This is a genomic window from Serratia sp. CY44782, assembly GCF_052168715.1.
Classification (GTDB): Bacteria; Pseudomonadota; Gammaproteobacteria; order Enterobacterales; family Enterobacteriaceae; genus Serratia; species Serratia nevei.
The window spans coordinates 115,516-140,349 of the sequence record NZ_JBJNME010000013.1 but is presented as its reverse complement, the minus strand read 5'-3'; the positions used below and the strand labels follow the sequence as shown (position 1 = coordinate 140,349).

At 60.1% G+C, this 24,834-nt stretch carries 19 protein-coding genes and 1 riboswitch; of the genes, 7 read left to right on the top strand and 12 right to left on the bottom strand.

Annotation, left to right across the window (positions count from 1 at the left end; all coding sequences use genetic code 11):
* Positions 1 to 323: 323 nt before the first annotated feature.
* Both murI and btuB read right to left on the bottom strand, forming a co-directional pair.
* Positions 324 to 1,187 carry a glutamate racemase gene (murI, locus tag ACJ8HT_RS22735; RefSeq protein WP_025921004.1) on the bottom strand — a complete coding sequence of 288 codons (864 nt, stop codon included), beginning with the start codon at positions 1,185 to 1,187 and terminating at the stop codon, positions 324 to 326.
* Entirely contained in the window at positions 1,132 to 3,009 is a 1,878-nt protein-coding gene (gene btuB, locus ACJ8HT_RS22730) for a TonB-dependent vitamin B12 receptor BtuB (protein ID WP_060424950.1), read from the bottom strand. The genes murI and btuB overlap by 56 nt, the downstream gene beginning before the upstream one ends.
* A 69-nt stretch (positions 3,010 to 3,078) precedes the next feature.
* Positions 3,079 to 3,291, bottom strand: a riboswitch (cobalamin riboswitch).
* 122 nt (positions 3,292 to 3,413) lie between these two features.
* On the opposite strand from btuB, the gene trmA reads away from it, so the two are divergent.
* On the top strand, positions 3,414 to 4,517 hold the full coding sequence (gene trmA, locus ACJ8HT_RS22725) for a tRNA (uridine(54)-C5)-methyltransferase TrmA (RefSeq protein ID WP_142110676.1): 1,104 nt from the start codon (positions 3,414 to 3,416) through the stop codon (positions 4,515 to 4,517).
* Between the two features lie 34 nt (positions 4,518 to 4,551).
* On the opposite strand, the gene ACJ8HT_RS22720 is transcribed toward trmA, so the two are convergent.
* Both ACJ8HT_RS22720 and fabR read right to left on the bottom strand, forming a co-directional pair.
* Positions 4,552 to 4,923, bottom strand: coding sequence for a YijD family membrane protein (locus tag ACJ8HT_RS22720; protein WP_049201879.1), 372 nt, complete (start codon positions 4,921 to 4,923; stop codon positions 4,552 to 4,554).
* A 14-nt stretch (positions 4,924 to 4,937) separates the two neighbouring features.
* Positions 4,938 to 5,570 carry an HTH-type transcriptional repressor FabR gene (fabR, locus tag ACJ8HT_RS22715; protein WP_004931044.1) on the bottom strand — a complete coding sequence of 211 codons (633 nt, stop codon included), beginning with the start codon at positions 5,568 to 5,570 and terminating at the stop codon, positions 4,938 to 4,940.
* A 218-nt stretch (positions 5,571 to 5,788) separates the two neighbouring features.
* On the opposite strand from fabR, the gene sthA reads away from it, so the two are divergent.
* The gene (gene sthA / locus ACJ8HT_RS22710) at positions 5,789 to 7,186 is read left to right on the top strand and encodes a Si-specific NAD(P)(+) transhydrogenase (protein WP_004931047.1); all 1,398 of its coding nucleotides are present in this window, start codon (positions 5,789 to 5,791) and stop codon (positions 7,184 to 7,186) included.
* Here sthA and oxyR read toward each other — a convergent pair.
* Positions 7,169 to 8,086, bottom strand: coding sequence for a DNA-binding transcriptional regulator OxyR (oxyR, locus tag ACJ8HT_RS22705; protein WP_033636422.1), 918 nt, complete (start codon positions 8,084 to 8,086; stop codon positions 7,169 to 7,171). The two genes, sthA and oxyR, sit on opposite strands and share 18 nt — an antisense overlap.
* Positions 8,087 to 8,237: 151 nt before the next feature.
* Here oxyR and ACJ8HT_RS22700 point away from each other — a divergent pair, with 151 nt between their 5' ends.
* The 3 genes from ACJ8HT_RS22700 to ACJ8HT_RS22690 all read left to right on the top strand — a co-directional run bounded on the left by ACJ8HT_RS22700 (position 8,238) and on the right by ACJ8HT_RS22690 (position 10,998).
* Positions 8,238 to 8,969: a glutathione peroxidase gene (locus tag ACJ8HT_RS22700; RefSeq protein WP_019452251.1), complete on the top strand. Its 732-nt coding sequence runs from the start codon at positions 8,238 to 8,240 to the stop codon at positions 8,967 to 8,969.
* Positions 8,970 to 9,041: 72 nt separating this feature from the next.
* Entirely contained in the window at positions 9,042 to 10,490 is a 1,449-nt protein-coding gene (locus ACJ8HT_RS22695; protein ID WP_197653451.1) for a dihydrolipoyl dehydrogenase, read from the top strand.
* A 181-nt stretch (positions 10,491 to 10,671) separates the two neighbouring features.
* Entirely contained in the window at positions 10,672 to 10,998 is a 327-nt protein-coding gene (locus ACJ8HT_RS22690; protein WP_019452249.1) for a type II toxin-antitoxin system HicB family antitoxin, read from the top strand.
* 36 nt (positions 10,999 to 11,034) lie between these two features.
* Here the strand turns inward: ACJ8HT_RS22690 and argH are convergent, their stop codons facing one another.
* The 4 genes from argH to argC all read right to left on the bottom strand — a co-directional run bounded on the left by argH (position 11,035) and on the right by argC (position 15,521).
* Positions 11,035 to 12,408 (bottom strand): argininosuccinate lyase, encoded by a 1,374-nt coding sequence (gene argH / locus ACJ8HT_RS22685; RefSeq protein ID WP_197653450.1) that lies wholly within the window; start codon positions 12,406 to 12,408, stop codon positions 11,035 to 11,037.
* 68 nt (positions 12,409 to 12,476) lie between these two features.
* Positions 12,477 to 13,697, bottom strand: coding sequence for an argininosuccinate synthase (locus ACJ8HT_RS22680; RefSeq protein WP_019452247.1), 1,221 nt, complete (start codon positions 13,695 to 13,697; stop codon positions 12,477 to 12,479).
* Between the two features lie 25 nt (positions 13,698 to 13,722).
* Positions 13,723 to 14,496 (bottom strand): acetylglutamate kinase, encoded by a 774-nt coding sequence (argB, locus tag ACJ8HT_RS22675; protein ID WP_197653449.1) that lies wholly within the window; start codon positions 14,494 to 14,496, stop codon positions 13,723 to 13,725.
* 20 nt (positions 14,497 to 14,516) lie between these two features.
* Positions 14,517 to 15,521, bottom strand: coding sequence for an N-acetyl-gamma-glutamyl-phosphate reductase (gene argC, locus ACJ8HT_RS22670; RefSeq protein ID WP_197653448.1), 1,005 nt, complete (start codon positions 15,519 to 15,521; stop codon positions 14,517 to 14,519).
* A gap of 216 nt (positions 15,522 to 15,737) precedes the next feature.
* Between argC and argE the strand changes: the two genes are divergently transcribed.
* Positions 15,738 to 16,883 carry an acetylornithine deacetylase gene (gene argE, locus ACJ8HT_RS22665; protein WP_015379410.1) on the top strand — a complete coding sequence of 382 codons (1,146 nt, stop codon included), beginning with the start codon at positions 15,738 to 15,740 and terminating at the stop codon, positions 16,881 to 16,883.
* A 258-nt stretch (positions 16,884 to 17,141) separates the two neighbouring features.
* Complete coding sequence (ppc, locus tag ACJ8HT_RS22660; protein WP_038872687.1) at positions 17,142 to 19,778, top strand: phosphoenolpyruvate carboxylase; 2,637 nt, start codon at positions 17,142 to 17,144, stop codon at positions 19,776 to 19,778.
* Positions 19,779 to 19,888: 110 nt separating this feature from the next.
* On the opposite strand, the gene metF is transcribed toward ppc, so the two are convergent.
* The 3 genes from metF to metB all read right to left on the bottom strand — a co-directional run bounded on the left by metF (position 19,889) and on the right by metB (position 24,612).
* Positions 19,889 to 20,785 (bottom strand): methylenetetrahydrofolate reductase, encoded by an 897-nt coding sequence (gene metF, locus ACJ8HT_RS22655; protein ID WP_197653447.1) that lies wholly within the window; start codon positions 20,783 to 20,785, stop codon positions 19,889 to 19,891.
* 228 nt (positions 20,786 to 21,013) lie between these two features.
* The gene (locus tag ACJ8HT_RS22650; RefSeq protein ID WP_038872682.1) at positions 21,014 to 23,449 is read right to left on the bottom strand and encodes a bifunctional aspartate kinase/homoserine dehydrogenase II; all 2,436 of its coding nucleotides are present in this window, start codon (positions 23,447 to 23,449) and stop codon (positions 21,014 to 21,016) included.
* A 2-nt stretch (positions 23,450 to 23,451) separates the two neighbouring features.
* Positions 23,452 to 24,612, bottom strand: a complete 1,161-nt coding sequence (gene metB, locus ACJ8HT_RS22645; RefSeq protein WP_197653446.1) for a cystathionine gamma-synthase — start codon at positions 24,610 to 24,612, stop codon at positions 23,452 to 23,454.
* Positions 24,613 to 24,834 lie beyond the last annotated feature (222 nt).

Genomic DNA, 24,834 nt, shown 5'->3' with positions numbered 1-24,834 from the left:
TGAATTTTACTTCAGTTAGTCACTCTTCAAGACTTGATATTTTTTTGCATCCGAAGATGCTGGATATCGTCTTGTGGAGTGCCCACACAGATTGTCTGATAAATTGTTAAAGAGCAGTGCCGAGAAACTCATCGGCGCGGGCTGCGTATATTACGCTTTTCACCCGGAGAGTCAAGCGTTTATTTCGCTTTCTTCTCGCTGACCCGGCGGCTTGTCAGTCGTTGTTCCCGGTCAGTGGAGGCGCATTATAGGGAGTTCTCGGCGGGCCGCAACCCCTATTTTCAATATTTTTTCCGACCGTTGAATGTTTAACCAAAACACTGTTAAAGCGGCAGTTTTTTCAACGATTTAAAGCCGTAGCCCTGCAAAACGGGCAATAAAGCGTCAGTATCTTCATTTAACGCCATGCAATACGCCAGATTCTCTTCCTGGCTCGAGACCAGATTTTCCTGCGTCGAGATGAGCCAGGCGGTACGACGGGCAATCGCCGCACCGGAATCCACCAGCCGGGTGCCTTCCGGCAACACCTGCATCAGCTCTTCAGCTAATAGAGGGAAATGGGTGCAGCCCAGCACGACGGTATCCGGCGGCTCGCGCATGCTCAGCCACGGATGCAGGATCTTCTTCAGCACCGGCAGCGGCACGGCTTCGCCGTGCAGCTTGGCCTCAGCCAGCTCCACCAGCTCTGAAGAGCCCAGCAGCTCAATCTTGCAGTCGGTAGCGAAACGGGAAATCAGTTCGTGGGTGTAGCTGCGCTGTACGGTGCCGCGAGTCGCCAACAGGCCGACGATGCCATTGACGGTAAGACGGGCGGCAGGCTTGATGGCGGGCACCACGCCCACGACCGGGAAACTGAAACGTTCGCGCAGGGCCGGCAAGGAGACGGTGCTGGCAGTGTTACAGGCAATGACGACAATCGCCAGAGGATGCCGCTGCTGCACTGCGCCGACAATCTCCAGCACGCGCTCAACGATAAACTCTTCGGACTTCTCACCGTAGGGGAACGCCACGTTGTCGAAAGCGTATATATAGTGGAGATCCGGCAGCAGCTGCCGAATCTCTTGATATACCGACAGCCCGCCGACGCCGGAATCGAAAACCAGCACCGTCGGGCGAGGTGTGGCGGTGCTGTTAGAAGGTATAGCTTCCAGTGAGGTAGTATTCTCTTCCTGGAGTAGCGTAGCCATAGGCCGTCTCATAATCTTTATCAAACAGGTTGGCAATTCTACCACGAACTGTCAGATGAGATGTGACCGGATACGAAACTGCGAGATCCCACAGGCTCACGCCGCCAAGTTTAACCGTCGGGCTTGGATAAACGCCATAATCCTTGTCGTAGCGCTCACCCAAGTATTGATAGGTCACCGCCCAGTCAAAGTCGTACAGCTGCCAATCCAGCTCATACTTCACCTGTTGTTTCGCGCGGCGCAGCAGCACTTCGTTGGTTTTAGCATTGCGCGGGTCGACATAATCGTAACCAATCTGATGCGTCAACGGACCGGTTTCAAAAGAAGCGGTGGCCTCTACGCCCTTAATGGTCGCCTTACCGATATTGTAATAACGGTAACTCACCGGATCGCTGTCAATCAGGTTATCGATGTCGTTGCGATAACCGGAAACGCGCCAGGTCACCGGCCCGGTCAAACCTTCGAAGCCGCCTTCCCACTGTTTGCTTTCTTCCGGCTTCAAGTTGCTATTGCCATAAGTGGTACTAAACAGCTGGTTCATGTTTGGCGCTTTAAACGCGGTGCCATAGGAAGCGATGAAGCGGTATCCTTCGATGAACTCCCAGGCCGCGCTGGTTTGCCACGTGCCGTGCCAGCCGAACTCCGAATTATCGTCGCCGCGCGCGGCAGCCTCAAGCGTCACCGGCCCCACCAGTTGCTGCCCGGTCAGATAGATGCCGGTATTGCGCTGGCTTCTCTCGCGGCTGACGGACGCGGTGCCCGGTTTGATCTGTTGATCCTGCCAGTCGGCACCCGCACTGACGGTGCCTTGAGCCACCTTGAAAGTATTGCCCCACTGCAGATTGTATTGCTCCGAATCATCCAGGCTGGAGGAGATCGCATACTGCCCTTTGCGCGGATCGTAATTGTAGTCTTTGCTGTGGCTATAGCTTCCCACTAACTGCGTGGCGTAAATCCCTTCCTGATAGCGCAACCCGGTGTCCCAAGTTTGACTATACAGTTTGCGCGTATCCGGCAGACCGGTGATATTGAAATTTTTATCGTAAGAATAAAAGCCGTCGTAGCCCGTACGGTTGTCGTAGCCATATCCACGCACAAAGCCGCTGATTTGCTCGTTGAACCGGTGCTGTACCGCCCCATATAGCGATTTGCTCATGAAGCCATCGCGATCGGGCTGCGGAATGCTGGTGTTGCCTTCAGCCACCACATCATACCCTTTGGTATAAGTGTAATTCCCTGCCACCGTCGCCACGGTGCTGTCGCCCAGCTGTTGCTGGGTCGACGCGTCATAGGCCTGATAGCCGTTGGAGCCGACGCCTGCAGAGAGCGTAGTACCGTTCTTTTCACGCGTGGTGATGATGTTGACCACACCACCGATGGCGTCGGAACCGTACACCGCCGAGCGCGGGCCGCGAATGTATTCGACTTTCTGCACCAGCGAAATCGGGATTTGGCTGAGATCGGAAGAGCCGCTGACGCCCGCCTGGTTAAGGCGAATGCCGTCGATCAATACCAAGACATGGCTGGAGTTGGTGCCGCGAATAAACAGTGAGCTCTTTTGTCCCAGTCCGCCGTTTTGGCCGATGTCCACGCCCGGCAAACGGCGCATCACGTCGGTCAGGCTCTTGGCCTGCCAACGATCGATATCGTTACGGGTGACGATGGAAGTCGGCGCCAGCACGGAAGAAACCGGCTGCGGGAAGCGGTTGGCGGTCACCACCAGGTTATCGCCATTCGTGGCTGTCGTGTTGTCTTGCGCCCATCCAGAAAAAGCCGTGACGGAGGAGACCACCGCCAGCAGCGTATTTTTTGTAATTGTCATGAGAAAAGCATCCAAACTTAATTGGCGGATGCCGCAGGATCATGGCCGGTAGTTCGCGACGGCCACGGACATTGCGACGTAACACCGGCAGGTCTTCGGGCTTGGGATTTGCGGGCCGCGGGGTGCGACCGGCAACGGGCGATGACTTCCCATCCTGCAGTGGACAGTGTCTGCGTCGAAACGCTATCGCCGTGACTTCCCCTTACCGCTGCGCGTCAGCTCCGGATTCACACCGGATTCCCTTTTCACTCGCTGCTTGAGGCCGGACGGCAATGCTACGATCAATGCAAATAGATGTCTAGACTGCTACTAATGTTACAAATAATAAACGCGACAAAACTGGACTTCACGGGCTGATTCCCTACAATCCCCGCTGATCAAATTTGCCTGACGAGAAGAAACACATGACGCCCGAGAATTTGCCTATTGAACGTTACGATGACCAACTGGCGGAGAAAGTCGCCCGCCTGAAGACGTTGATGTCACCGTTCGCGGCACCCGAGCCGGAAGTGTTCCGCTCGCCAGTCGACCACTACCGCATGCGCGCCGAATTCCGCATCTGGCACGACGCGGACGACATGTACCACATCATGTTCGATCAGCAGACCAAGCAGCGTATTCGCGTCGATCGGTTCCCGGCCGCCAGCGAACTGATCAACCGCCTGATGAGCGCCCTGATCGCCGCGCTGAAACCGGAACCGATCCTGCGTCACAAGCTGTTCCAGATCGATTATCTGTCGACACAAAGCGGCAAAATCATCGCCTCGCTGCTGTACCACCGCAAACTGGATGACGTTTGGCAACGGCGCGCCGAGCAGCTGCGTGACGATCTGCGCGCGCAAGGTTTCGACCTGCAGCTGATCGGCCGGGCGTCGAAGACCAAAATCATGCTCGACCAGGATTATGTTGACGAAGTGCTGCCAGTCGCCGGCCGCGACATGATCTACCGCCAGGTGGAAAACAGCTTTACTCAACCCAACGCGGCCATGAACGTGCAGATGCTGGAATGGGCGCTGGCGGTGACCGCCGGTTCCAAAGGCGACTTGCTGGAGCTGTATTGCGGCAACGGCAACTTCTCGCTGGCGCTGGCGCGCAATTTCGAGCGCGTGCTGGCGACCGAGATCGCCAAGCCGTCGGTGGCGGCGGCGCAATACAACATCGCTGCCAACCATATCGACAATGTGCAGATCATCCGCATGGCGGCGGAAGATTTCACCCAGGCGATGAACGGGGTGCGCGAATTCAACCGGTTGAAGGGCATCGATCTGAGCGGTTACAACTGCGAGACGATTTTCGTCGATCCGCCGCGCAGCGGGCTGGACGATGAAACGGTGAAGATGGTGCAGGCCTACCCGCGCATTCTGTATATCTCATGCAACCCGGAAACGCTGTGCGCCAACCTGGAAACGCTGCAGGCCACGCATCGGGTCAGCCGCCTGGCGCTGTTCGATCAGTTCCCGTATACCCATCACATGGAATGCGGCGTGCTGCTGGAAAAGCGCTGCTGATACGACAGGGGCGCCATTATGGCGCCCCGTTGCATTACGACTCTTGAGTCGGCGCATCCGGCGCCTTGCGCGCCTTCAGTTTGACCCCGATCCACAGCACCAGCGCCACGCAGATGACCGACGGCAGAAAGTTGGAACCGATCTGCGGGTATTCGGCGCGCACGATGGCGCTGTACATCAGCAGCCCCAGCAGGAAACAGGCCGCCGCCAGCTTCGGCATGCCGTCCGGCATGGCGCGGTTCAGGTAACGCTGATGCAGGCAATACACCGCCAGCACCAACGCGATCAGCGGGAAGATCGAAAACGGCACCACCGAGCTGAACAGCGCGGCAAAGGAACCGTTGATCGAAAGGCCGGCAATCAACGCCAGCAGTAAGGTGCCATTTTCACGGCCTGGTTTTTCCATCATTTTTTACCTTTTTATACGTGGGACACAGAAGCTTTTTCTTGTTCGCGACGATACCAGTAATACGCCCCTTTGGAGATCATCCGCAGCTGCAGCACCAGCCGTTCTTCCAGCTGCTGCCGCTGCTCGACGTCGATATCCAGCGCTTCCGCGCCGGCGCTGAACACGATAGTGACCATCGCTTCCGCCTGCGCTTCGGTAAAGCTGCGCGGCATGTGGTTTTCCAACTCGAGGTAGTCCGCCAGTTCGGCGATGAAATGCTGGATCTCGCGCGCCACCGCCGCACGGAATGCCGCCGACGTGCCGGAACGCTCGCGCAGCAGCAGGCGGAAGGCGTTCGGGTTGTTGCCGATAAATTCCATAAAGGTGGACACCGAAGTGCGGATCACGCTGCCGCCCTTGGCGATGCGTTGGCGCGCCTGGCGCATCAACTGACGCAGCATCAGGCCGCTTTCGTCCACCATGGTCAGCCCCAGCTCATCCACATCGCGGAAATGGCGGTAAAACGACGTGGGCGCGATGCCCGCCTCGCGTGAAACTTCCCGCAGGCTCAGGCTGGCGAAGCTGCGTTCGGCGCTCAGCTGGCTGAATGCGGCTTCGATCAGGGAACGACGAGTCCGTTCTTTTTGTTGTGCTCTGACGCCCATATGCATATCCGGATAGGTTCCATTCTCTCAGTCTAACGCCCTAGACTCGGCAATATAGCAAATTTTATTGCAACAGCATTTATACTAACGCGCTCTATCACACTTCCGCCCTGAGCCGATTGTGCTTTGCCTCAAAAAGCCTAATGGTGATTGGGTGAGCAGCGCTATGATGTTAAGATACCGTTGTAATCTTGTATAAAAAAACAGGTCTCTCCTACATGCAACAGCACTATCAATTTGATGCCATTGTGATTGGCTCGGGCCCTGGTGGTGAAGGTGCCGCCATGGGGCTGGTGAAACAGGGCGCCCGCGTGGCCGTTATCGAACGGTACAACAACGTAGGCGGCGGATGTACCCACTGGGGCACCATCCCTTCCAAAGCCCTCCGCCACGCCGTCAGCCGCATTATCGAATTCAACCAGAACCCGCTTTACAACAACTCGCGCACGCTCAGCGCGACCTTCCCTGACATTTTACGCCACGCCGATAACGTCATCAGCCAGCAGACCCGCATGCGCCAAGGCTTCTATGAGCGGAACCAGTGCAAACTGTTCGCCGGCGACGCGCGCTTCATCGACGCCAACACCGTCAGCGTCAGCTACATGGACGGCACCCAGGACACCATCCGCGCCGACCACATCGTGATCGCCTGCGGCTCGCGCCCTTACCATCCGGCCAGCGTCGATTTCAATCACCCGCGCATCTACGACAGCGATTCCATTCTCGAGCTGAGCCATGAACCGCGCCACGTGATCATTTACGGCGCCGGGGTGATCGGCTGCGAATACGCGTCTATCTTCCGCGGCCTGAACGTCAAGGTGGATCTGATCAACACCCGCGATCGCCTGCTGGCGTTCCTCGATCAGGAGATGTCGGATTCGCTCTCTTACCACTTCTGGAACAACGGCGTGGTGATCCGCCACAACGAGGAGTTCGAGAAGATTGAAGGCACCGAAGACGGCGTGATCGTACACCTGAAATCCGGCAAGAAGGTGAAAGCGGACTGCCTGCTGTACGCCAACGGCCGTACCGGCAACACCGATTCGCTGGGGTTGGAAAACGTCGGCCTGGAATCGGACAGCCGCGGGCTGCTGAAGGTGAACAGCATGTACCAAACCGCGCTGTCGCACATCTACGCGGTCGGTGACGTGATCGGCTATCCGAGCCTGGCTTCCGCCGCCTACGATCAGGGCCGCATCGCCGCGCAGGCGATCGCTTCCGGCGAAGCCAGCGGTCACTTAATCGAAGATATCCCGACCGGCATCTACACCATTCCGGAAATCAGCTCCGTCGGCAAAACCGAGCAGGAACTGACGGCGATGAAGGTGCCATATGAAGTGGGCCGCGCCCAGTTCAAACATCTGGCTCGCGCGCAGATCGCCGGGATGAACGTCGGCAGCCTTAAGATCCTGTTCCATCGCGACACCCTGCAGATCCTCGGGATCCACTGCTTCGGCGAGCGTGCGGCGGAGATCATCCACATCGGTCAGGCGATCATGGAACAGAAAGGTGAAGGCAATACTATCGAGTATTTCGTTAATACGACCTTCAACTATCCGACCATGGCCGAAGCCTACCGGGTGGCGGCGCTTAACGGCTTAAACCGCCTGTTTTAACGCGTTGTCGATGTAGCCCTGCATGTGCTCGCGGATCGCTTCGGCCAACTGCTCATAACGGCTGCGCAATGGGGAACCGGGGCGATACACCAACGCGATGGTGCGCTTCGGTTCCGGCTTGTAGCAATCCAGATAGCAGACGCCGTCGCGTTCGCGCTGCGGCGGCACCGCCAGTGACGGCAGCAGGGTAATGCCGCTGCCGGCCGCGACCATATTGCGCAGCGTTTCCAGACTGGTGGCGCGGAAGTGGGTATCCTCGTCCGCGCCCGCCTGGAAGCAGAAGCCCATCGCCTGATCGCGCAGGCAGTGGCCATCTTCCAGCATCAGCAGCTTCTCTCCCGCCAAATCCGGCATTGCCACACGCTCGCGCTGCGCCCACGGGTGATCGGAATACACCGCCAGCTTCATCGGTTCATCGAACAGAGGCACTTCGATAAACGCCTCGGTTTCCTTCACCAATGCCAGAATGGCGCAGTCCAATTTGCCGCTGTCGAGTTGCGCCAGCAGTTGCTGGGTTTGCGCTTCGTGCAGGTACATTTCCAGTTTCGGGAAAGTTTTGTGCAGCGTCGGGATGATCTGCGGCAGCAGATAAGGCCCCACGGTCGGGATCAGGCCGATGTGCAGCGGCCCGGACATGGCTTCGCCCTGCTGGCTGGCCATCTCCTTCAATACTTTCACTTCGCGCAGCACGGTACGCGCCTGCTCCACCAGCAACAGACCCGCCTGGGTGAACAGCACCTTGCGGCTGGTGCGCTCGAGCAGCATGACGCCCAACTCGTCTTCCAGCTTGCGGATCTGCCCGCTCAGCGTGGGCTGGCTCACATGGCATGAATCGGCCGCACGGCGGAAGTGCCGGTGCTCGGCCAAGGCGACCAGATACTCTAAATCACGAATATTCATTGTTTCCCTCCATTCCATGATAGCTCATGGCGATAGATAAGATAGCAATGAGCGATTAGATCTATCAAGCCCCAGCGACAATAATGTGTCCCAACGAAGCGATATCGCGCTAAATGCTAAAAATTACTTTTCCTAATTAAGGGGTTAATCAATGTTTACCAGTCAAGAAGGCAAGAAAGTTCCTCAGGTTACTTTCCACACCCGTCAGGGCGACCAATGGATTGATGTGACCACTGATGACCTGTTCAAAAACAAAACGGTCATCGTGTTCTCGCTGCCGGGCGCGTTCACGCCGACCTGCTCTTCGAGCCATCTGCCGCGCTACAACGAGCTGTCCAGCGTATTCAAACAGCACGGCGTCGACGGTATTCTGTGCGTCTCGGTGAACGACACCTTCGTGATGAACGCCTGGAAAGCCGATCAACATGCGGAAAACATCACCTTCGTGCCGGACGGCAACGGTGAATTCACCAAAGGCATGAACATGCTGGTCGAGAAAGCGGATCTGGGTTTTGGCCCTCGTTCATGGCGCTACTCGATGCTGGTGCGCGACGGCGTGGTCGAGAAAATGTTCGTCGAACCGAACAAACCGGGCGACCCGTTTGAGGTGTCCGACGCCGACACCATGCTGAAATACCTGGCGCCGGAATTCAAAGTGCAAGAGTCGGTCTCCCTGTTCACCAAACCAGGCTGCCCATTCTGCGCCAAAGCCAAACAGATGCTGCAAGAACGCGGCATTCAGTATGAAGAGATCGTGCTGGGCAAAGACGCCACCACCGTCAGCCTGCGCGCCGTCAGCGGCCGCGCCACGGTGCCGCAAGTGTTCATCGGCGGCCGTCACATCGGTGGCAGCGACGATCTGGAAACTTTCCTGTCAGCTTAATAAGTAATAACAAAGCCAACGTGAACTTTGGCGGGCTACGGCCCGCCCTTTTTTTACCTTTCAGGAGCGGATATGAAACTGTTGAACGTTGATGTCGCGGTCATCGGCGGCGGCACCGCAGGGCTCGGCGCCTATCGCGCGGCCAAACTGTCTACCCCCAGCGTGGTGATGATCGAAGGCGGGCCTTACGGCACCACCTGTGCGCGCGTTGGCTGTATGCCATCCAAATTGCTGATCGCCGCTGCCGAAGCGGTGCATCAAATCGAACGTGCGCCGGGCTTTGGCGTACACCCAACCGGTCAAACCCGTATCGACGGACGTGAAGTGATGGCACGCGTCAAGCGCGAACGCGATCGCTTCGTCGGCTTCGTGCTGGAAGGCGTGGACGAGATCCCGGCCGGCGACAAAATTCAGGGCTATGCCCGCTTTATCGACGACAACACGCTGCAGGTCGATGACCATACGCGCATCGTGGCGCAGCGCATTGTGATCGCCACCGGTTCCCGCCCCAGCTGGCCGGCGCCGTGGAGCGAACTGGGCGATCGTCTGATCGTCAACGACGACCTGTTCAACTGGGATGATTTGCCGCAGTCCGTAGCGGTATTCGGCCCCGGCGTCATCGGGCTCGAGCTGGGGCAAGCGCTGCACCGCCTCGGCGTCGACACCAAGGTCTTCGGTATCGGCGGCGCGGTCGGGCCGCTCACCGACAGCGCCGTGCGCGACTACGCCGCCAAAGCGCTGGGGGAAGAGTTCTATCTCGACGCCGACGTGAAGGTAGAGATGATGCAGCGCGAAGGCGACAAGGTGTTTATCCGCTATCGGGACCTGCAGGGCCAACCGCAGGAGATCCTGGTGGACTACGTGCTGGCCGCCACCGGCCGCCGCCCCAACGTCGATCGGCTGGGCCTCGAAAACACCGGCTTACAGCTTGACGCCCGAGGCGTACCGCTGGCCGACCGCCTGACGATGCAAACCAGCGTGCCGCATATTTTCATCGCCGGCGACGCCAGCAACCAACTGCCGCTGCTGCATGAGGCCAGCGATCAGGCACGCATCGCCGGCGCCAACGCCGGCAGCTTCCCGGAGATCAACCCGGGCCTGCGCCGCAGCGCGATTTCGGTGGTGTTCTCCGATCCGCAGATCGCCATGGTCGGCTCAACCTTCCGCGAGCTGAGCGAGAAGTTCAGCGCCTGCGGCTGCTTTGAAGTGGGCAACGTCTCGTTTGAGAATCAGGGCCGCTCGCGGGTGATGCTGCGCAACAAAGGCATTCTACACGTCTACGGCGAGCAAGGCACCGGCCGCTTCCTCGGCGCGGAAATGATCGGCCCGGACGCCGAACACATCGCACACCTGCTGGCCTGGGCGCACCAGCAACAGATGACCGTCGATCAGATGCTGGACATGCCGTTCTATCATCCGGTGATCGAAGAAGGCTTGCGCACCGCGCTGCGCGATCTGCAGGCGAAGCTCAAACTCGGCACGGCCGAAATCGAGCGCTGCCAGCGCTGCCCGGGCGAATAACCTCTCATTCTCCGCTCATACCCACCGGGCCTTCAGGCCCGGTTTTTTGCGCAGCACTTTCCACATTTTCCTCCCTCCTCTTGCCTCACGGCCCTTCTGCGCTCATTTTTTATGCGTCGACATTGAAATGATACCATTATTGATACTAAAATGAAGAAAGGAGCCAGAATGGAGGAAGAACATGGAAAAGCATGAACACTATACCTATCGCATCACCTGGTCAGCGGAAGATCGTGAATATGTCGGGCTGTGCGCCGAATTCCCCTCGTTGTCCTGGCTGGCGGCCACGCGTACCGGCGCACTGGAGGGTATCGAAAAAGTCGTGAGCGAAACGATCGCCGATATGCTGGCGCAAGGCGAAACGCCGCCGCAGGCGCTGGCGGAAAAGAACTTCAGCGGAAAACTGGTGCTGCGCATGACGCCGGAACAGCATCGCCGGCTGGCGATCGGCGCGATGGAGGAAGGCGTGAGCCTGAACCGCTATCTGTGTGCACGCCTGGCGGGGTAAAGGTTCAAGGGCGGCGCCGGGCCGCCCTTGTCGTCGTCAGGCCAAACGCTGTTTCGCTGCGGCGATTGCCGCGGCCACCTGCTGCGGTGCGACGCCGCCTTTGGCCGCACGCTTGTCCAGGCAGGATTGCAACGCCAGGATCGGGTAAACGTCGTCACCGATCGTCGCGCTAAACTGCTGCAAGTCCGCCAGTGGCAGCGCTTCCAGCGGTTTACCCTGGCGAATCGCTTCTACCACCGCCTCGCCGACGATATGGTGCGCTTCGCGGAACGGCACGCCCTTGGCGACCAGGTAATCCGCCAGCTCTGTGGCATTGGCATAGCCCTGTTCCGCCGCTTCCTGACAGCGTGGGCGTTTCACCTGGATCCCGTCCAGCACCAGCGCCGCCATCTGCAGGCAGTCCATCCAGGTGTCGAGCGCGTCGAACAGCCCTTCTTTGTCTTCCTGCATGTCTTTGTTATACGCCAGCGGCAGGCCTTTCAGCGTCATCATCATGCCGGTCAGCGCGCCCTGTACGCGGCCGCATTTGCCGCGGATCAGCTCCAGCGCGTCCGGGTTTTTCTTCTGCGGCATCAATGAAGAGCCGGAGGTCACGCGGTCGGACAGCTCGACAAACGCCGCTTCGCCGCTGTTGAAAAAGATCAGATCTTCGGCGAAGCGTGACAGGTGCACCATGCTGATGGCGGCATTGGACAGCAGCTCCAGCACGTGATCGCGATCGGATACGCTGTCCAGGCTGTTGCGGGTCGCCGAGGCGAAGCCCAGCCAGCCGGCCAACTGCTCGCGATCGATAGGATAAGCGGTGCCGGCCAGCGCGCCGCTGCCCAGCGGGCTGACGTCCAGCCGTTTCAGGGTATCCTGCAGACGGCTCTCATCGCGCGCCAGCATCTCGACATAGGCCAGGCACCAGTGCGCGAAAGTCACCGGCTGCGCGCGTTGCAGGTGGGTATACCCCGGCATCACCGCATCCTGGTTGGCTTCGGCGGTCTCCACCAGCGCCTGCTGCAGTTGGACGATCGCCTGATGCAGATCGCCGATCTGCTGTTTGCACCACAGCTTCAGATCGGTCGCGACCTGATCGTTGCGGCTGCGGCCGGTGTGCAGCTTCTTGCCCAAATCGCCGACCTTCTCGATCAGCTTCTGCTCCACCCAGCTGTGGATATCTTCGGCATCGCTTTGGACGATCGCCAAAGGATCGGCCTGGACCTCCGTCAGTAGCGCATTCAGCGCCAGCTCCAGCTGCTGTTGCTCCGTTGCCGTCAACACGTTAACGGTCACCAGCGCCTTCGACCAGGCCACCGAGCCCACGATATCCTGCTCCGCCAGGCGATAATCGAACCGCAGCGAATCGTTGAGTTGCTTGAACCGCTGATCCGCCGCCTGAGTGAACCGTCCGCCCCAAAGTGCCATATCTTACTCCTGAATTTTTATGCGAAAGGGCGCAGCATGCTGCGCCCTTGCAGAGTCACGCCAATCGATTATTTATTCTTTTTCTCGTTCAACGCGCGGATGCGTGAAGACAGAGAGAACAGGCGAATAAAGCCGCCCGCGTGGCTGTGATCGTAAACTTCGTCTTCGCCGAAGGTGGCGAACTCTTCGGAGTACAGGCTGTTGGCGGATTTCTTCTGGGTCGCCGTCACCTGGCCTTTGTACAGCTGCAGCACGACTTCGCCGTTCACCTCTTCCGCCAGCGCTTCGGCAGAAGCCTGCAGCGAGCGGCGCAGCGGCGCGAACCAGCGGCCGTCGTACACCACATAGGACATCTCCAGGCCCAGCTGCTCGCGCCATTTAAAGCTGTCGCGATCCAGCACCAGCTGTTCGACGGCGCGCAGCGCCGCCACCATGATGGTGCCCCCCGGGGTTTCATAGCAGCCGCGGGATTTGATGCCCACCAGGCGGTTTTCCACGATATCGATACGGCCGACGCCGTGCTTGGCACCCAGCGCGTTCAGGGTTTCCAGGCACTGGTACGGCGACAGCGCTTTACCGTTAACCGCCACAACGCGGCCTTTCTCAACGGTAACGGTCACCTGCTCAGGCTGATCCGGCGCTTCCTGCGGATCGACGGTCCATACCCAGCAATCTTTGTTCGGCGCATTCCACGGGCTTTCCAGCACGCCGCCTTCGGTGGAGATGTGCCAGGCGTTCTCATCACGGCTGTAGATTTTTTCCAGCGACGCGGTGGTCGGGATGTTGCGCTCTTTCAGGTAATCCAGCAGCGCTTCACGGGAACGCAGGTTCCACTCACGCCACGGCGCCACCACTTTCAGCTGCGGCGCCAGCGCGGTGTAGGTGGTCTCGAAGCGCACCTGGTCGTTGCCTTTGCCGGTCGCACCGTGGCACAGCGCGTCGGCGCCCACTTTCAACGCCAGCTCGACCTGCGCCTTGGCGATGATCGGCCGCGCCATCGACGTGCCCAGCAGGTAGCTGCCTTCGTACAGGGCGCCGGTCTGCAGCACCGGATAAACGTAATCGCGGATAAATTCTTCACGCAGATCGACCACGTGACATTCAGAGGCACCGGACTGCAGGGCTTTTTGCTCCACGCCTTCCAGATCGCTGCGCTCCTGACCGATGTCCGCCACGAACGCCACCACTTCACAGCCGCCGTAGTTCTCTTTCAGCCATGGAATGATGGCCGAGGTATCCAGGCCGCCGGAGTACGCCAGAACGATTTTTTTGATGCCTTGGTTTTGCATGATCTATTCCTTTCTAATTCTAAAATTAAGCGAGGATCCGGGTGCCAATCGACACACCGTTAAACAAAGCAGGAAGCTGATCGGCATGGCGCCAGCTGGCGATATCCACCGGGCGGCCGAGGGTGCGGGCCGCGTCGAGCGCCGCATTCACCTTCACCACCATACCATCGGTGATGATGCCTTGCGCGATCAGTTGTTCCGCTTTTTGCGCCGTCATTTCCGCAATGCGTTGCCCCTTGCCGTCGAGGATGCCACTGACGTCCGACAGCAGGATCAGATCCGCCCCCAGCGTCGCCGCCAGCGCCGTCGACGCCTGATCGGCGTTCACGTTCATTAACTGCCCTTCGGCAGTGATACCGATGGAGCTGACCACCGGCAGGTAGCCGGCGCTCAGCAGGGTATTGAGCAGCGCGGGCGAACCGGGCTGCGCGTTGCCGACGTGGCCCAATGCCGGATCGAGCGGGGTCACGACCGCGCTGCCGCCATCCGCCAGGCTCAGGCCGACGGCGTTGATTTGGTGTTTAATCGCCCACGCCAGAAGCGTTTTGTTGGCGGTGCCGGCCAGCGCGCCGGTGATGATGTAGATCTGATCGGCCGGCGTGACCCGCAGGCCGTTCTTTTTCACCACCGGCAAAGAGAGCTGCTTCATCAGTTCGTCCACCACGCAGCCGCCGCCGTGCACGATCACCAGCGGGCGCTGATGCTGCTGCCGGTAGCTGTCCAGCGCGGTAAACAGACGCTCCAGCGCTTCTTCACTGTCTAATAACACGCCACCTAACTTGATAATTAACGGGTTCATTGCTGTTTACTCACGCTGGTTTAAAGGAGTGACTGGGTTTCCGGGAAGCCGAAACGGATATTCAGGCATTGCACCGCCTGCGCCGCCGCGCCTTTCAGCAGGTTGTCTTCCACCGCTACGGCGATCAGATGCTCGCCCTGCACCGCAAAACCGATGTCGCAGAACGGCAGCCCCACCACCGCTTTCAGCGCCGGCACGCCCTGGTCGTACAACCGCACCAGCGGCTTGTCGTCATAGGCGGCATGATAGGCGGCCGCGACGTCCTGCGCGGTCACGCCGGCCTTCAGGCGGCAGGTGATGGTTTCGAGGATGCCGCGCGGGAAGTTGCCCAGGTGCGGCGTAAAGATAACCGGCACGCCCAGGTGCGCGGTGATCTCCGGCTGGTGCCGATGAGTGAAAATACCGTACGGCTGCAGGCTCACTTCGCAGAAGCTGGTGGTCATGCTGGCCTTGCGCCCGGCGCCGCTGACGCCGCTGGTGGCGTTGATCACCGGCCACTGGTCGAGGTTCAGCAGCTGCTTCTCGATCAACGGCTTCAGCGCCAGCTGCGCCGCCGTCGGGTAACAGCCCGGCACGGCAATCAGCTGCGCCTGTTTAATCTTGTCGCTCTGCCATTCCGCCAGGCCGTATACCGCCTGCTCCAGCAGGGCGCCATGCTGATGTTCAAAACCGTAGTACTGGCTATAAAAACCGGCGTCCTGCACGCGGAAGGCGCCCGACAGATCGAACACCACGCAGCCCGCCGCCAAGAAGGCCGGTGCGATATCGTGGCTGACTTCATGGGCGGTGGCGAGGAACACCACGTCGATGCCCTGCGCCGCCTTGGCAACGTCGGTCAACGGCTGCAGCGGCAGATCGACGATGCCTTTCAACTGGGGATGGAGATCGGAAAGCAACTTTCCTGCATCTGCACTTTGCGCTGAAACCGCTAAAGCGGTTATGTTCATGTGTGGGTGGCGATTCAGGTAAGCCGTGAGCTCCGCTCCGGCGTAACCGCTGGCACCAACGATCAGCGTATTCAACATGTGGCCTTTCACCTTCTAAACTGACGTGCGGTCGCTTGCGACCCAGGTAACAGGGCTAGCCAGCGTTGTTGCGCCGTTCACCCACGGAGCCAGGCGTTGATGCTTTTATAAACATCCGGGTATCGGGTTCCCTTACGCTTCGGCTTACTGTATTTTTATTCAAAATAAATGCATGAATATTGATACTATCCTAACCAAAGGCTGTCAACAGTGAAGATGAAATTACCTCCATTTATTGAGCTGTACCGGGCGTTGATCGCCACTCCGTCGATCAGCGCCACCGATGCCGGCCTCGATCAGAGCAATGAGGCGTTAATCAACTTGCTGGCCGGATGGTTTGCCGACCTGGGCTTTCGCGTCGACGTGCAGCCAGTGCCGGAATCGCGCCACAAATTCAACCTGCTGGCCAGCATCGGCGAAGGCAGCGGCGGCCTGCTGCTGGCCGGCCATACCGATACGGTGCCTTACGACGAAGGCCGCTGGACGCGCGATCCCTTCACCCTGACCGAGCACGACAACAAGCTCTACGGCCTGGGCACCGCCGACATGAAAGGCTTCTTCGCCTTTATTCTGGATGCGGTGCGCGACATCGACGCGAGCAAATTGACCAAGCCGCTGTACATTCTGGCTACCGCAGATGAAGAAACGACGATGGCCGGTGCGCGTTATTTCGCCGCCTCCACCGCCATTCGTCCGGATTTCGCCATCATCGGCGAACCGACCTCGCTGCAGCCGGTGCGCGCGCACAAGGGCCACATGGCCAACGCCATTCGCATCGTCGGCCAGTCCGGCCATTCCAGCGATCCGGCGCGCGGCGTCAACGCCATCGATCTGATGCACGAATCCATCGGCCGCCTGATGGAGCTGCGCAAAACCCTGCAGGAGCGCTACAACAATCCGGCGTTCGCCGTGCCTTATCCCACCATGAACTTCGGCCATATCAGCGGCGGCGACGCGGCCAACCGCATCTGCGCCTGCTGCGAGCTGCACCTGGATATCCGCCCGCTGCCCGGCATGACGCTCGACAACATCAACGAGCTGATGCATCAGGCATTGGAGCCGGTGAGCCAACGCTGGCCGGGCCGCCTGACCATCGAAGAGCTGCACGCGTCGGTGCCGGGCTACGAATGCCCGACCGACCACCGCATGGTGGCGGTGATCGAGGAGCTGCTGGGCACCCGCACGCAGGTGGTCAACTACTGCACCGAAGCGCCGTTCGTGCAGCAGGTTTGCCCGACGTTGGTGCTCGGCCCCGGCTCCATCGATCAGGCCCACCAGCCGGACGAATACATCGACACCGCCTTTATCGAGCCGACGCGCAAACTGTTGGGCCAGCTGGTCAATCACTTTTGCCGGCAATAAACCCGACATTTAACAGGGGAAATGTTTTATGCTTTCCCCCACCTCAAAATAAGTAGCAAACGGCGAAATAAGCCACGCTGATAACCGACGCGCCGTAATTAAATTTCAGAAAATGCGCCGATTTTGATGTTTTTTTGCTAAAAATAGTGTCAATTGACGATTGGACAGGAACGCGATGTGATCAGGCAGGCGGTCTGCGCCTGACGCGTGAAATTTATTTACAAGATAAAAATCATACAGAACTGGGTCAGGGGTTATATGAACGAACAATATTCGGCAATGCGCAGTAATGTCAGTATGCTCGGCAAATTGCTCGGCGATACCATCAAAGAAGCGCTGGGCGAGCATATTCTCGATCGCGTTGAGACCATCCGTAAGCTTTCCAAATCTTCACGCGCCGGCAACGAAGCGCATCGCCAGGAGCTGCTCTCCACCCTGCAGAACCTGTCCAACGACGAGCTGCTGCCGGTGGCGCGCGCCTTCAGCCAGTTCCTCAACCTGACCAACGTCGCCGAGCAGTACCACAGCATTTCGCCCAACGGCGAAGCCGCCAGCAATCCTGAAGCGCTGGCGCAGCTGTTCAGCCGCCTCAAAGACAAAAAGCTCAGCGACAAAGAGCTGCAGCACGCGGTGTCGCAACTTTCCATCGAGCTGGTGCTGACGGCGCACCCGACGGAGATCACCCGCCGCACCCTGATCCACAAGCTGGTGGAGGTCAACACCTGCCTCAGCCAGCTCGATCACAACGATCTGGCCGACTACGAGCGCAACAAGATCATGCGCCGCCTGCGCCAGCTGGTGGCCCAGTCGTGGCACACCGATGAAATTCGCAAACATCGCCCCTCCCCGATCGACGAAGCCAAATGGGGCTTCGCGGTGGTAGAAAACAGCCTGTGGGAAGGCGTGCCGGCGTTCCTGCGCGAGTTCAACGAGCAGTTGGAAAACTCCATCAATTACAGCCTGCCGGCGGAAGCGGTGCCGGTGCGTTTCACCTCCTGGATGGGCGGCGACCGCGACGGCAACCCGAACGTGACCGCCGAAATCACCCGCCATGTACTGCTGCTCAGCCGCTGGAAAGCCTGCGACCTGTTCACCCGCGATATCCAGGTGCTGGTCTCCGAGCTGTCGATGACCGAATGCACCCCGGAGCTGCGCGCCCGCGCCGGCGGTGACGAGGTGCAGGAACCGTACCGCGAAATCATGAAGCAGCTGCGCAGCCAGCTGATGAGCTCCCAGGCCTATCTGGAAGGCCGCCTGAAGGGCGAACGCGTGCTGAAGCCGCACGACCTGCTGGTGAACAACGAGCAGCTGTGGGAGCCGCTGTATGCCTGCTACCAATCGCTGCAGGCCTGCGGTATGGGCATCATCGCCAACGGTCAGCTGCTGGATACCCTGCGCCGCGTGCGCTGCTTCGGCGTGCCGCTGGTGCGCATCGACGTGCGCCAGGAAAGCACCCGCCATACCGAAGCCATCGCCGAGCTGACCCGCTACCTGGGACTGGGCGACTATGAAAGCTGGTCGGAAGCCGATAAACAGGCGTTCCTGATCCGCGAACTGAACTCCAAACGCCCGCTGGTGCCGCTGAAGTGGCAACCGAGCGCCGACACGCAGGAAGTGCTGGAAACCTGCCGGGTGATCGCCGAAGCGCCGCAGGGCTCGATCGCCGCCTACGTGATTTCGATGGCGCGCACGCCTTCCGACGTGCTGGCGGTGCACCTGCTGCTGAAAGAGGCCGGCTGCCCGTTCGCGCTGCCGGTCGCTCCGCTGTTCGAAACCCTCGACGATCTGAACAACGCCGACGACGTAATGACCCAGCTGCTGAACATCGACTGGTATCGCGGCTTTATTCAGGGCAAACAGATGGTAATGATCGGCTACTCCGACTCGGCGAAAGACGCCGGCGTGATGGCCGCTTCCTGGGCGCAGTACCGTGCGCAGGACGCGTTGATCAAAACCTGTGAAAAAGCCGGCGTGGCGCTGACGTTGTTCCATGGGCGCGGCGGCTCCATCGGCCGCGGCGGCGCACCGGCGCATGCGGCGCTGCTGTCGCAGCCGCCAGGCAGCCTGAAGGGCGGCCTGCGCGTCACCGAACAGGGCGAGATGATCCGCTTCAAATTCGGCCTGCCGGAAGTCACCATCAGCAGCCTGGCGCTGTATGCCGGGGCGATCCTCGAGGCCAACCTGCTGCCGCCGCCGGAACCGAAGAAAGAATGGCGGGCGTTGATGGACGATCTGTCCGAGACTTCCTGTCGGATGTATCGCGGCTACGTGCGTGAAAACCCGGACTTCGTGCCTTACTTCCGCGCGGCCACGCCGGAGCTGGAGCTGGGTAAACTGCCGCTGGGCTCACGCCCGGCCAAACGCAAGCCGAACGGCGGCGTGGAAAGCCTGCGCGCCATTCCGTGGATCTTCGCCTGGACGCAGAACCGCCTGATGCTGCCGGCCTGGCTCGGCGCCGGTGCCGGATTGCAGGAAGCGGTGAAAGCCGGCAAGCAGGCGGAGCTGGAGGCGATGTGTCGCGACTGGCCGTTCTTCTCCACCCGCATCGCCATGCTGGAAATGGTGTTCGCCAAGGCCGACCTGTGGCTGGCGGAATACTACGATCAGCGCCTGGTGGATAAATCGCTGTGGCCGCTGGGCCAACAGCTGCGCGATCAGCTGGAAAGCGACATCAAGGTGGTGTTGACCATCGCCAACGATGCGCACCTGATGGAAGACCTGCCGTGGATCGCCGAATCCATCGCGCTGCGCAACGTTTATACCGACCCACTGAACGTCTTGCAGGCCGAGCTGCTGCATCGTTCGCGTCAGCAGGAGCAGCCGGACGCCCGCGTCGAGCAGGCGCTGATGGTCACCATCGCCGGCGTCGCCGCCGGGATGCGCAACACCGGCTAGTGAGCCTAATCGCGGCCCCGTTTATCGGGGCCGTTTTTTTATGTCTTGTCTTCCCCACAAAAAAAGGGCGCCGCGGTAAAGCGACGCCCTTTTTCAATGGAACAAGCCTGTCAGGCGGCGACCACCGGGCGCACGCCCAGCGTGTGGCAGATGGCGTAGCTCATCTCGGCGCGGTTCAGCGTATAGAAGTGGAAATCTTTCACCCCTTCGCGGCTGAGGATCTTCACCATGTCCATGGCGATGTTGGCACCGACCATTTTGCGGGTCTCCGCATCGTCGTCCAGCCCTTCGAACATGCTGGTCATCCAGCTTGGCACCCGCACGTTGGTCATGGTGGCGAAGCGCTGCAGCTGCTTGAAGTTGGACACCGGCAGAATGCCCGGCACGATTTCCACGTCGATACCGGCGGCGACGCAGCGGTCGCGGAAGCGCAGGTAGCTCTCGACGTCGAAGAAGAACTGGGTGATGGCGCGGCTGGCGCCGGCGTCGATCTTGCGCTTTAGGTTAATCAAATCGGCCTGGGCGCTCTTCGCCTCCGGGTGCACTTCCGGGTAGGCGGCGACGGAAATATCGAAGTCGCCCACGTCTTTCAGCAGCGCCACCAGATCGGTCGCGTACATTTCCGGCTTGCCGCCACCCGGCAGCAGATCGCCGCGCAGCGCCACGATATGGCGGATGCCGCTGTTCCAGTAATCGGTCGCGATGTCGCGCAGCTGTGCCGGGCTGGCGTCGATGCAGGTCAGGTGCGGCGCCGCCTCCAGGCCGGTGCGCTCCTTGATCCCCTTGATGATGCTGTGGGTGCGATCGCGCTCGCCGGAGTTGGCACCGTAGGTGACGGAAACGAATTTGGGTTTGAGGATGCTCAGACGATCGATCGACTGCCACAGGGTCTCTTCCATCTCGCTGGTGCGTGGCGGGAAGAACTCGAATGATACGTTAATCTGGCCGTTCAACTCCGCCAGACTCTGATTCAGCGCTTCCCGCTGGTTTGCGTGGAAAAAGCTCATACCCTGCTCACCTCTTATCGATCACTGTTTTTATTTCATTTTGATGAGCGTCTATACGTTTAGACGTCTAGATAGAAAATGCCGCATGTTGGCTAAAGAGTCAACAGGAAAATGAGGGGAATAAGATGATTAATCCTCACCCACTCAACGAGGGAATTTCATGACGGCGGCAGGGATAAGTATGGCAGGAAAAGCAAAGGGGCGCGGTGAACCCGCGCCCGCAGAGGATTAAAGCAGCTGTGCCAACCGGTTAAGGTCTGACTGGATCGCGCCGGCGGTCACGTCGCGGCCGGCGCCCGGCCCGCGGATCACCAGCGGATTATCGCGATACCAGCGGCTTTCGATGGCGAACACGTTGTCGCACGGCAGCAGCGAGGCCAGCGGATGCTCAGGACGCACCGCCTCCACGCCGACCCGCGCCTTGCCGTTGGCATCGAAACGCGCCACGTGACGCAGCACCAGGCCCATTTCGCTGGCGGCCTCAAAGCGCTGCTGCATCTGCTGGTTCAGCGCCTCGCCGTTCTCGAAGAACTGATCGACGGAGCCCAGCTCGCAGCCCGCCGGCACCAGCGACTCGACCCGCACCTGGTTCGGTTCGATGTCGTAGCCCGCTTCGCGCGCCAGGATCACCAGTTTGCGCATCACGTCCTGACCGGAGAGATCGACTCGCGGATCCGGTTCGGTCAGCCCCTGCTGCCAGGCCTGATCCACCAGTTCAGTGAACGGCACCGTGCCGTCATACTGCAAGAACAGCCAGGAAAGCGTGCCTGAGAAGATGCCGCTGATTGCCAAAATGCTGTCGCCGCTGTCGCGCAGATCGCGCACCGTATGGTTGACCGGCAGCCCGGCGCCGACGGTGGCGTTATACAGCCAGTGGCGGCCGGTTTTGGCGAAGGCGTCGCGAATTTGGCGATAGGTATCGCTGCACGAGGCACCCGCCAGCTTGTTGGCGCTGATCACGTGGAAACCGTAGCTGGCGAAATCCAGATACTGCCCGGCCAGCTCTTCGCTGGCGGTCACGTCGAGCACCACCAGATCGTCGAACGGGTGCGCGCGCATCCACAGGAACAGCGACTCTTCGTCGAGTTCCTGCGCCTCGTCCTCAAAGAACGCCAATGCGCGGCTGGCGTCCAGCCCGTCGTAATTCAGCAGGCTGCGGCGGCTGTCCACCACCCCCGCCAGGATAAATTCGAAACCACTGCGCGCGGAAATATTGGTCTGCTCACGGGCGAACAGCTCCAGCCAGCGCGACCCGATGTTCCCCTTGCCGAACAGCACCAGACCGATGCGCTTCTCGGCGCGGAACAGGCTTTGGTGCAGCCCCTGAATCAGCAGCGCGGTCGGCCCCTGGCGCAATACTGCCACCAGGCTGATGCCATCTTCGGCCTGCCAGATAAACTCGACCGGCTGATCTTTCAGTTGCTGATAGAAACGGTGGCTGTGCAGCGGGTTCTTGCATACCCCGGCGCCGACCATCGCCACCAGCGCCAACCCTTCGCGCAGGTGCAGTTCACCCGGCAGCGCCGAGGCCTGCAGGGTCGCCAGCGCGCTGTTGACCACCTCGGAGGTGTAGCACAGCTGTATCCGATTGCGGTCAGGATGGATGCCCACCGCCAGCGGTTTGATCTGTGCGCGCTTGAGCACCAGATCCAACTCTTTCTGCGCCAGTTTGAAGTCATGCTGAGCGGCGACGTGCAGCTCAATCAGACACACGTCATCGTGGCTGGTGACAATCTTGGCGCCGGTACCGGACGCCAATACGCGCTCGATGCGCGTCGAGCCCTGCTCCGGCTGGTAGCTGCAGCGCAGCTGAAGATCGATATCGCTGCCGGAGACCGGCTGCAGGGTGCGGGTATGCAGCACCGGCGCAGCCAGGCGCGCCAGCTCGCTGGCTTCGTCCAGGCGCAGCAGCGGCAGCAGGCAGGCGTCTTTCACCTTGCGCGGGTCGGCGCTGTATACCCCGGCCACGTCGCTCCAGATGGTGACGCGCGCCGCGCCGGCCAACGCGCCGACCTGAGTGGCAGAGTAGTCGCTGCCGTTGCGCCCCAACAGCACGGTTTCCCCGGCGTCGTTGCGCGAAATGAAGCCGGTCACCACCAGGCGCTTGCCCGGATGTTGGGCCAACAATTGTTGCAGCAGCGGATAAGAACGGCCTTCATCCACCTGCGGCTGCGCGGCGCGCTCGGCGCGCAGGAAATCACGCGCATCCAGCCAGGCCGCCTGCATATCCAGGTGGTTGAGCACCGCCGCCATCAGGCGCGCCGACCAGATCTCGCCGTGCCCGACCACTTCGGCATAGCACACCTCGTCGACTTTGCCGTCCAGCAGCACCGCCAGACGTTCCAGATCCTGAATGAACTCGGCGATCAGCGGCTCGGCGCTTTCCGCCGGCAGCAGGCCGCCGATAAGATCGCTGTGATAGCGACGCAACGTCTGCTGCACCTGGTGCGCAGACAGGCGATCGCTCTGGCTAAGCTTCAGCCAGTTGATCAACTGGTTGGTGGTACTGCCGGCGGCCGATACCACCATCATGTCGCCCGGCTGGCTGTATTCCGCCATAATCCCGGCCACACGCAGATAACACTTCACATCCGCCAGACTGCTGCCGCCAAACTTGTGCAGTTGACGCCCGCTCACCGGCCCTGCTACAGCAATTGCATTCATGCTTACCTCGTTGCCGCCGCCTGGAACGCGCGTTCCAGATCGGCAATCAAATCTTCACTGTCTTCAATACCCACGGAAATGCGCAGCAGGCTCTCGGAGATGCCGGCCGCTGCCCGCGCCTCCGCCGCCATGCCGGCGTGGGTCATGGTCGCTGCATGCGAGATCAGGCTTTCTACGCCGCCCAGCGATTCTGCCAGAGTAAACAGCTCAAGGGCAGAGAGAAAACGGCGCAGCACCGCTTCATCGCCGTCCAGTTCAAAACTCAGCATCGCGCCGAAGCCGCGCTGCTGCCGGCGGGCGACCTCATGCCCCGGGTTTTCCGGCAGGGAAGGATGATACAGCTTTTTCACCAGCGGTTGCTGCTGTAAATAGCCGACAATCGCTTCGGCGTTTTGCTGCGCCGCCTTGATGCGCGGCGAGAGCGTGCGCATGCCGCGCAGCAGCAGATAGCTGTCGAACGCGCCGCCGGTCACCCCGATATTGTTCGCCCACCAGGCCAATTCGACCGCCAGCTCGGGATCTTTGGCAATCACCGCGCCGGCCACCACGTCCGAATGCCCGTTCAGGTATTTGGTGCAAGAATGGACCACCAGATCGGCACCGAGTTCGATCGGTTGTTGCAGGGCCGGGCTGAGGAAGGTGTTGTCCACCACCGTCAACGCGCCCGCCGCGTGTGCGGCGGCGCAGATCGCCTCAATGTCCACCACGCGCAGCAGCGGATTGCTGGGGCTTTCAATCAGCACCAGCTTCGGCTTTTGCGCCAGCGCCTGCTGCAGGGCGGCTTCATTACCCTGATCGACGAACAGCACGCGATAGGCACCGCGCTTGCTCAGGCTGTCGAACAACCGATAGCTGCCGCCGTAGCAGTCGTGCGGCGCCACCAGCAGATCGCCCGGCTTCAGCAGCACGGTGGTCACCAGATGGATCGCCGACATCCCGCTGCCGGTCATCACCGCGCCGGCGCCGCCTTCCAGCTCCGCCAACGCGCGTTGCACCACGTCACGCGTCGGGTTGCCGCGACGCGAATAATCATGGGCTCGGGGTTGGTTGAAGTCGGTAAAGTTATAGGTGCTGGACAGATGAATCGGCGGGACAACGCAGCCGTACTGTTCGTCGTCGTTCAGGCCGCTGCGTACGGCAATCGTGGCTGGTTTACGCGTCATGGGCTCGCTCGGCTCTCGGTTCGGTGAATGAGGCCTAAAGAGTAATCGCAGGATTGATAGACGTCAATACATCTGGACATCTAAACTTCTCTGCGTATAGATTGAGCAATGGCACAATACCCGCTAAAATTATGCCGATATGACATGACGATAAGATGTTAAGCCACAATGTCCGGCCGAGGCGGGGCATTCAGTGACCCTGGTCGCGTAAAATTGACATTT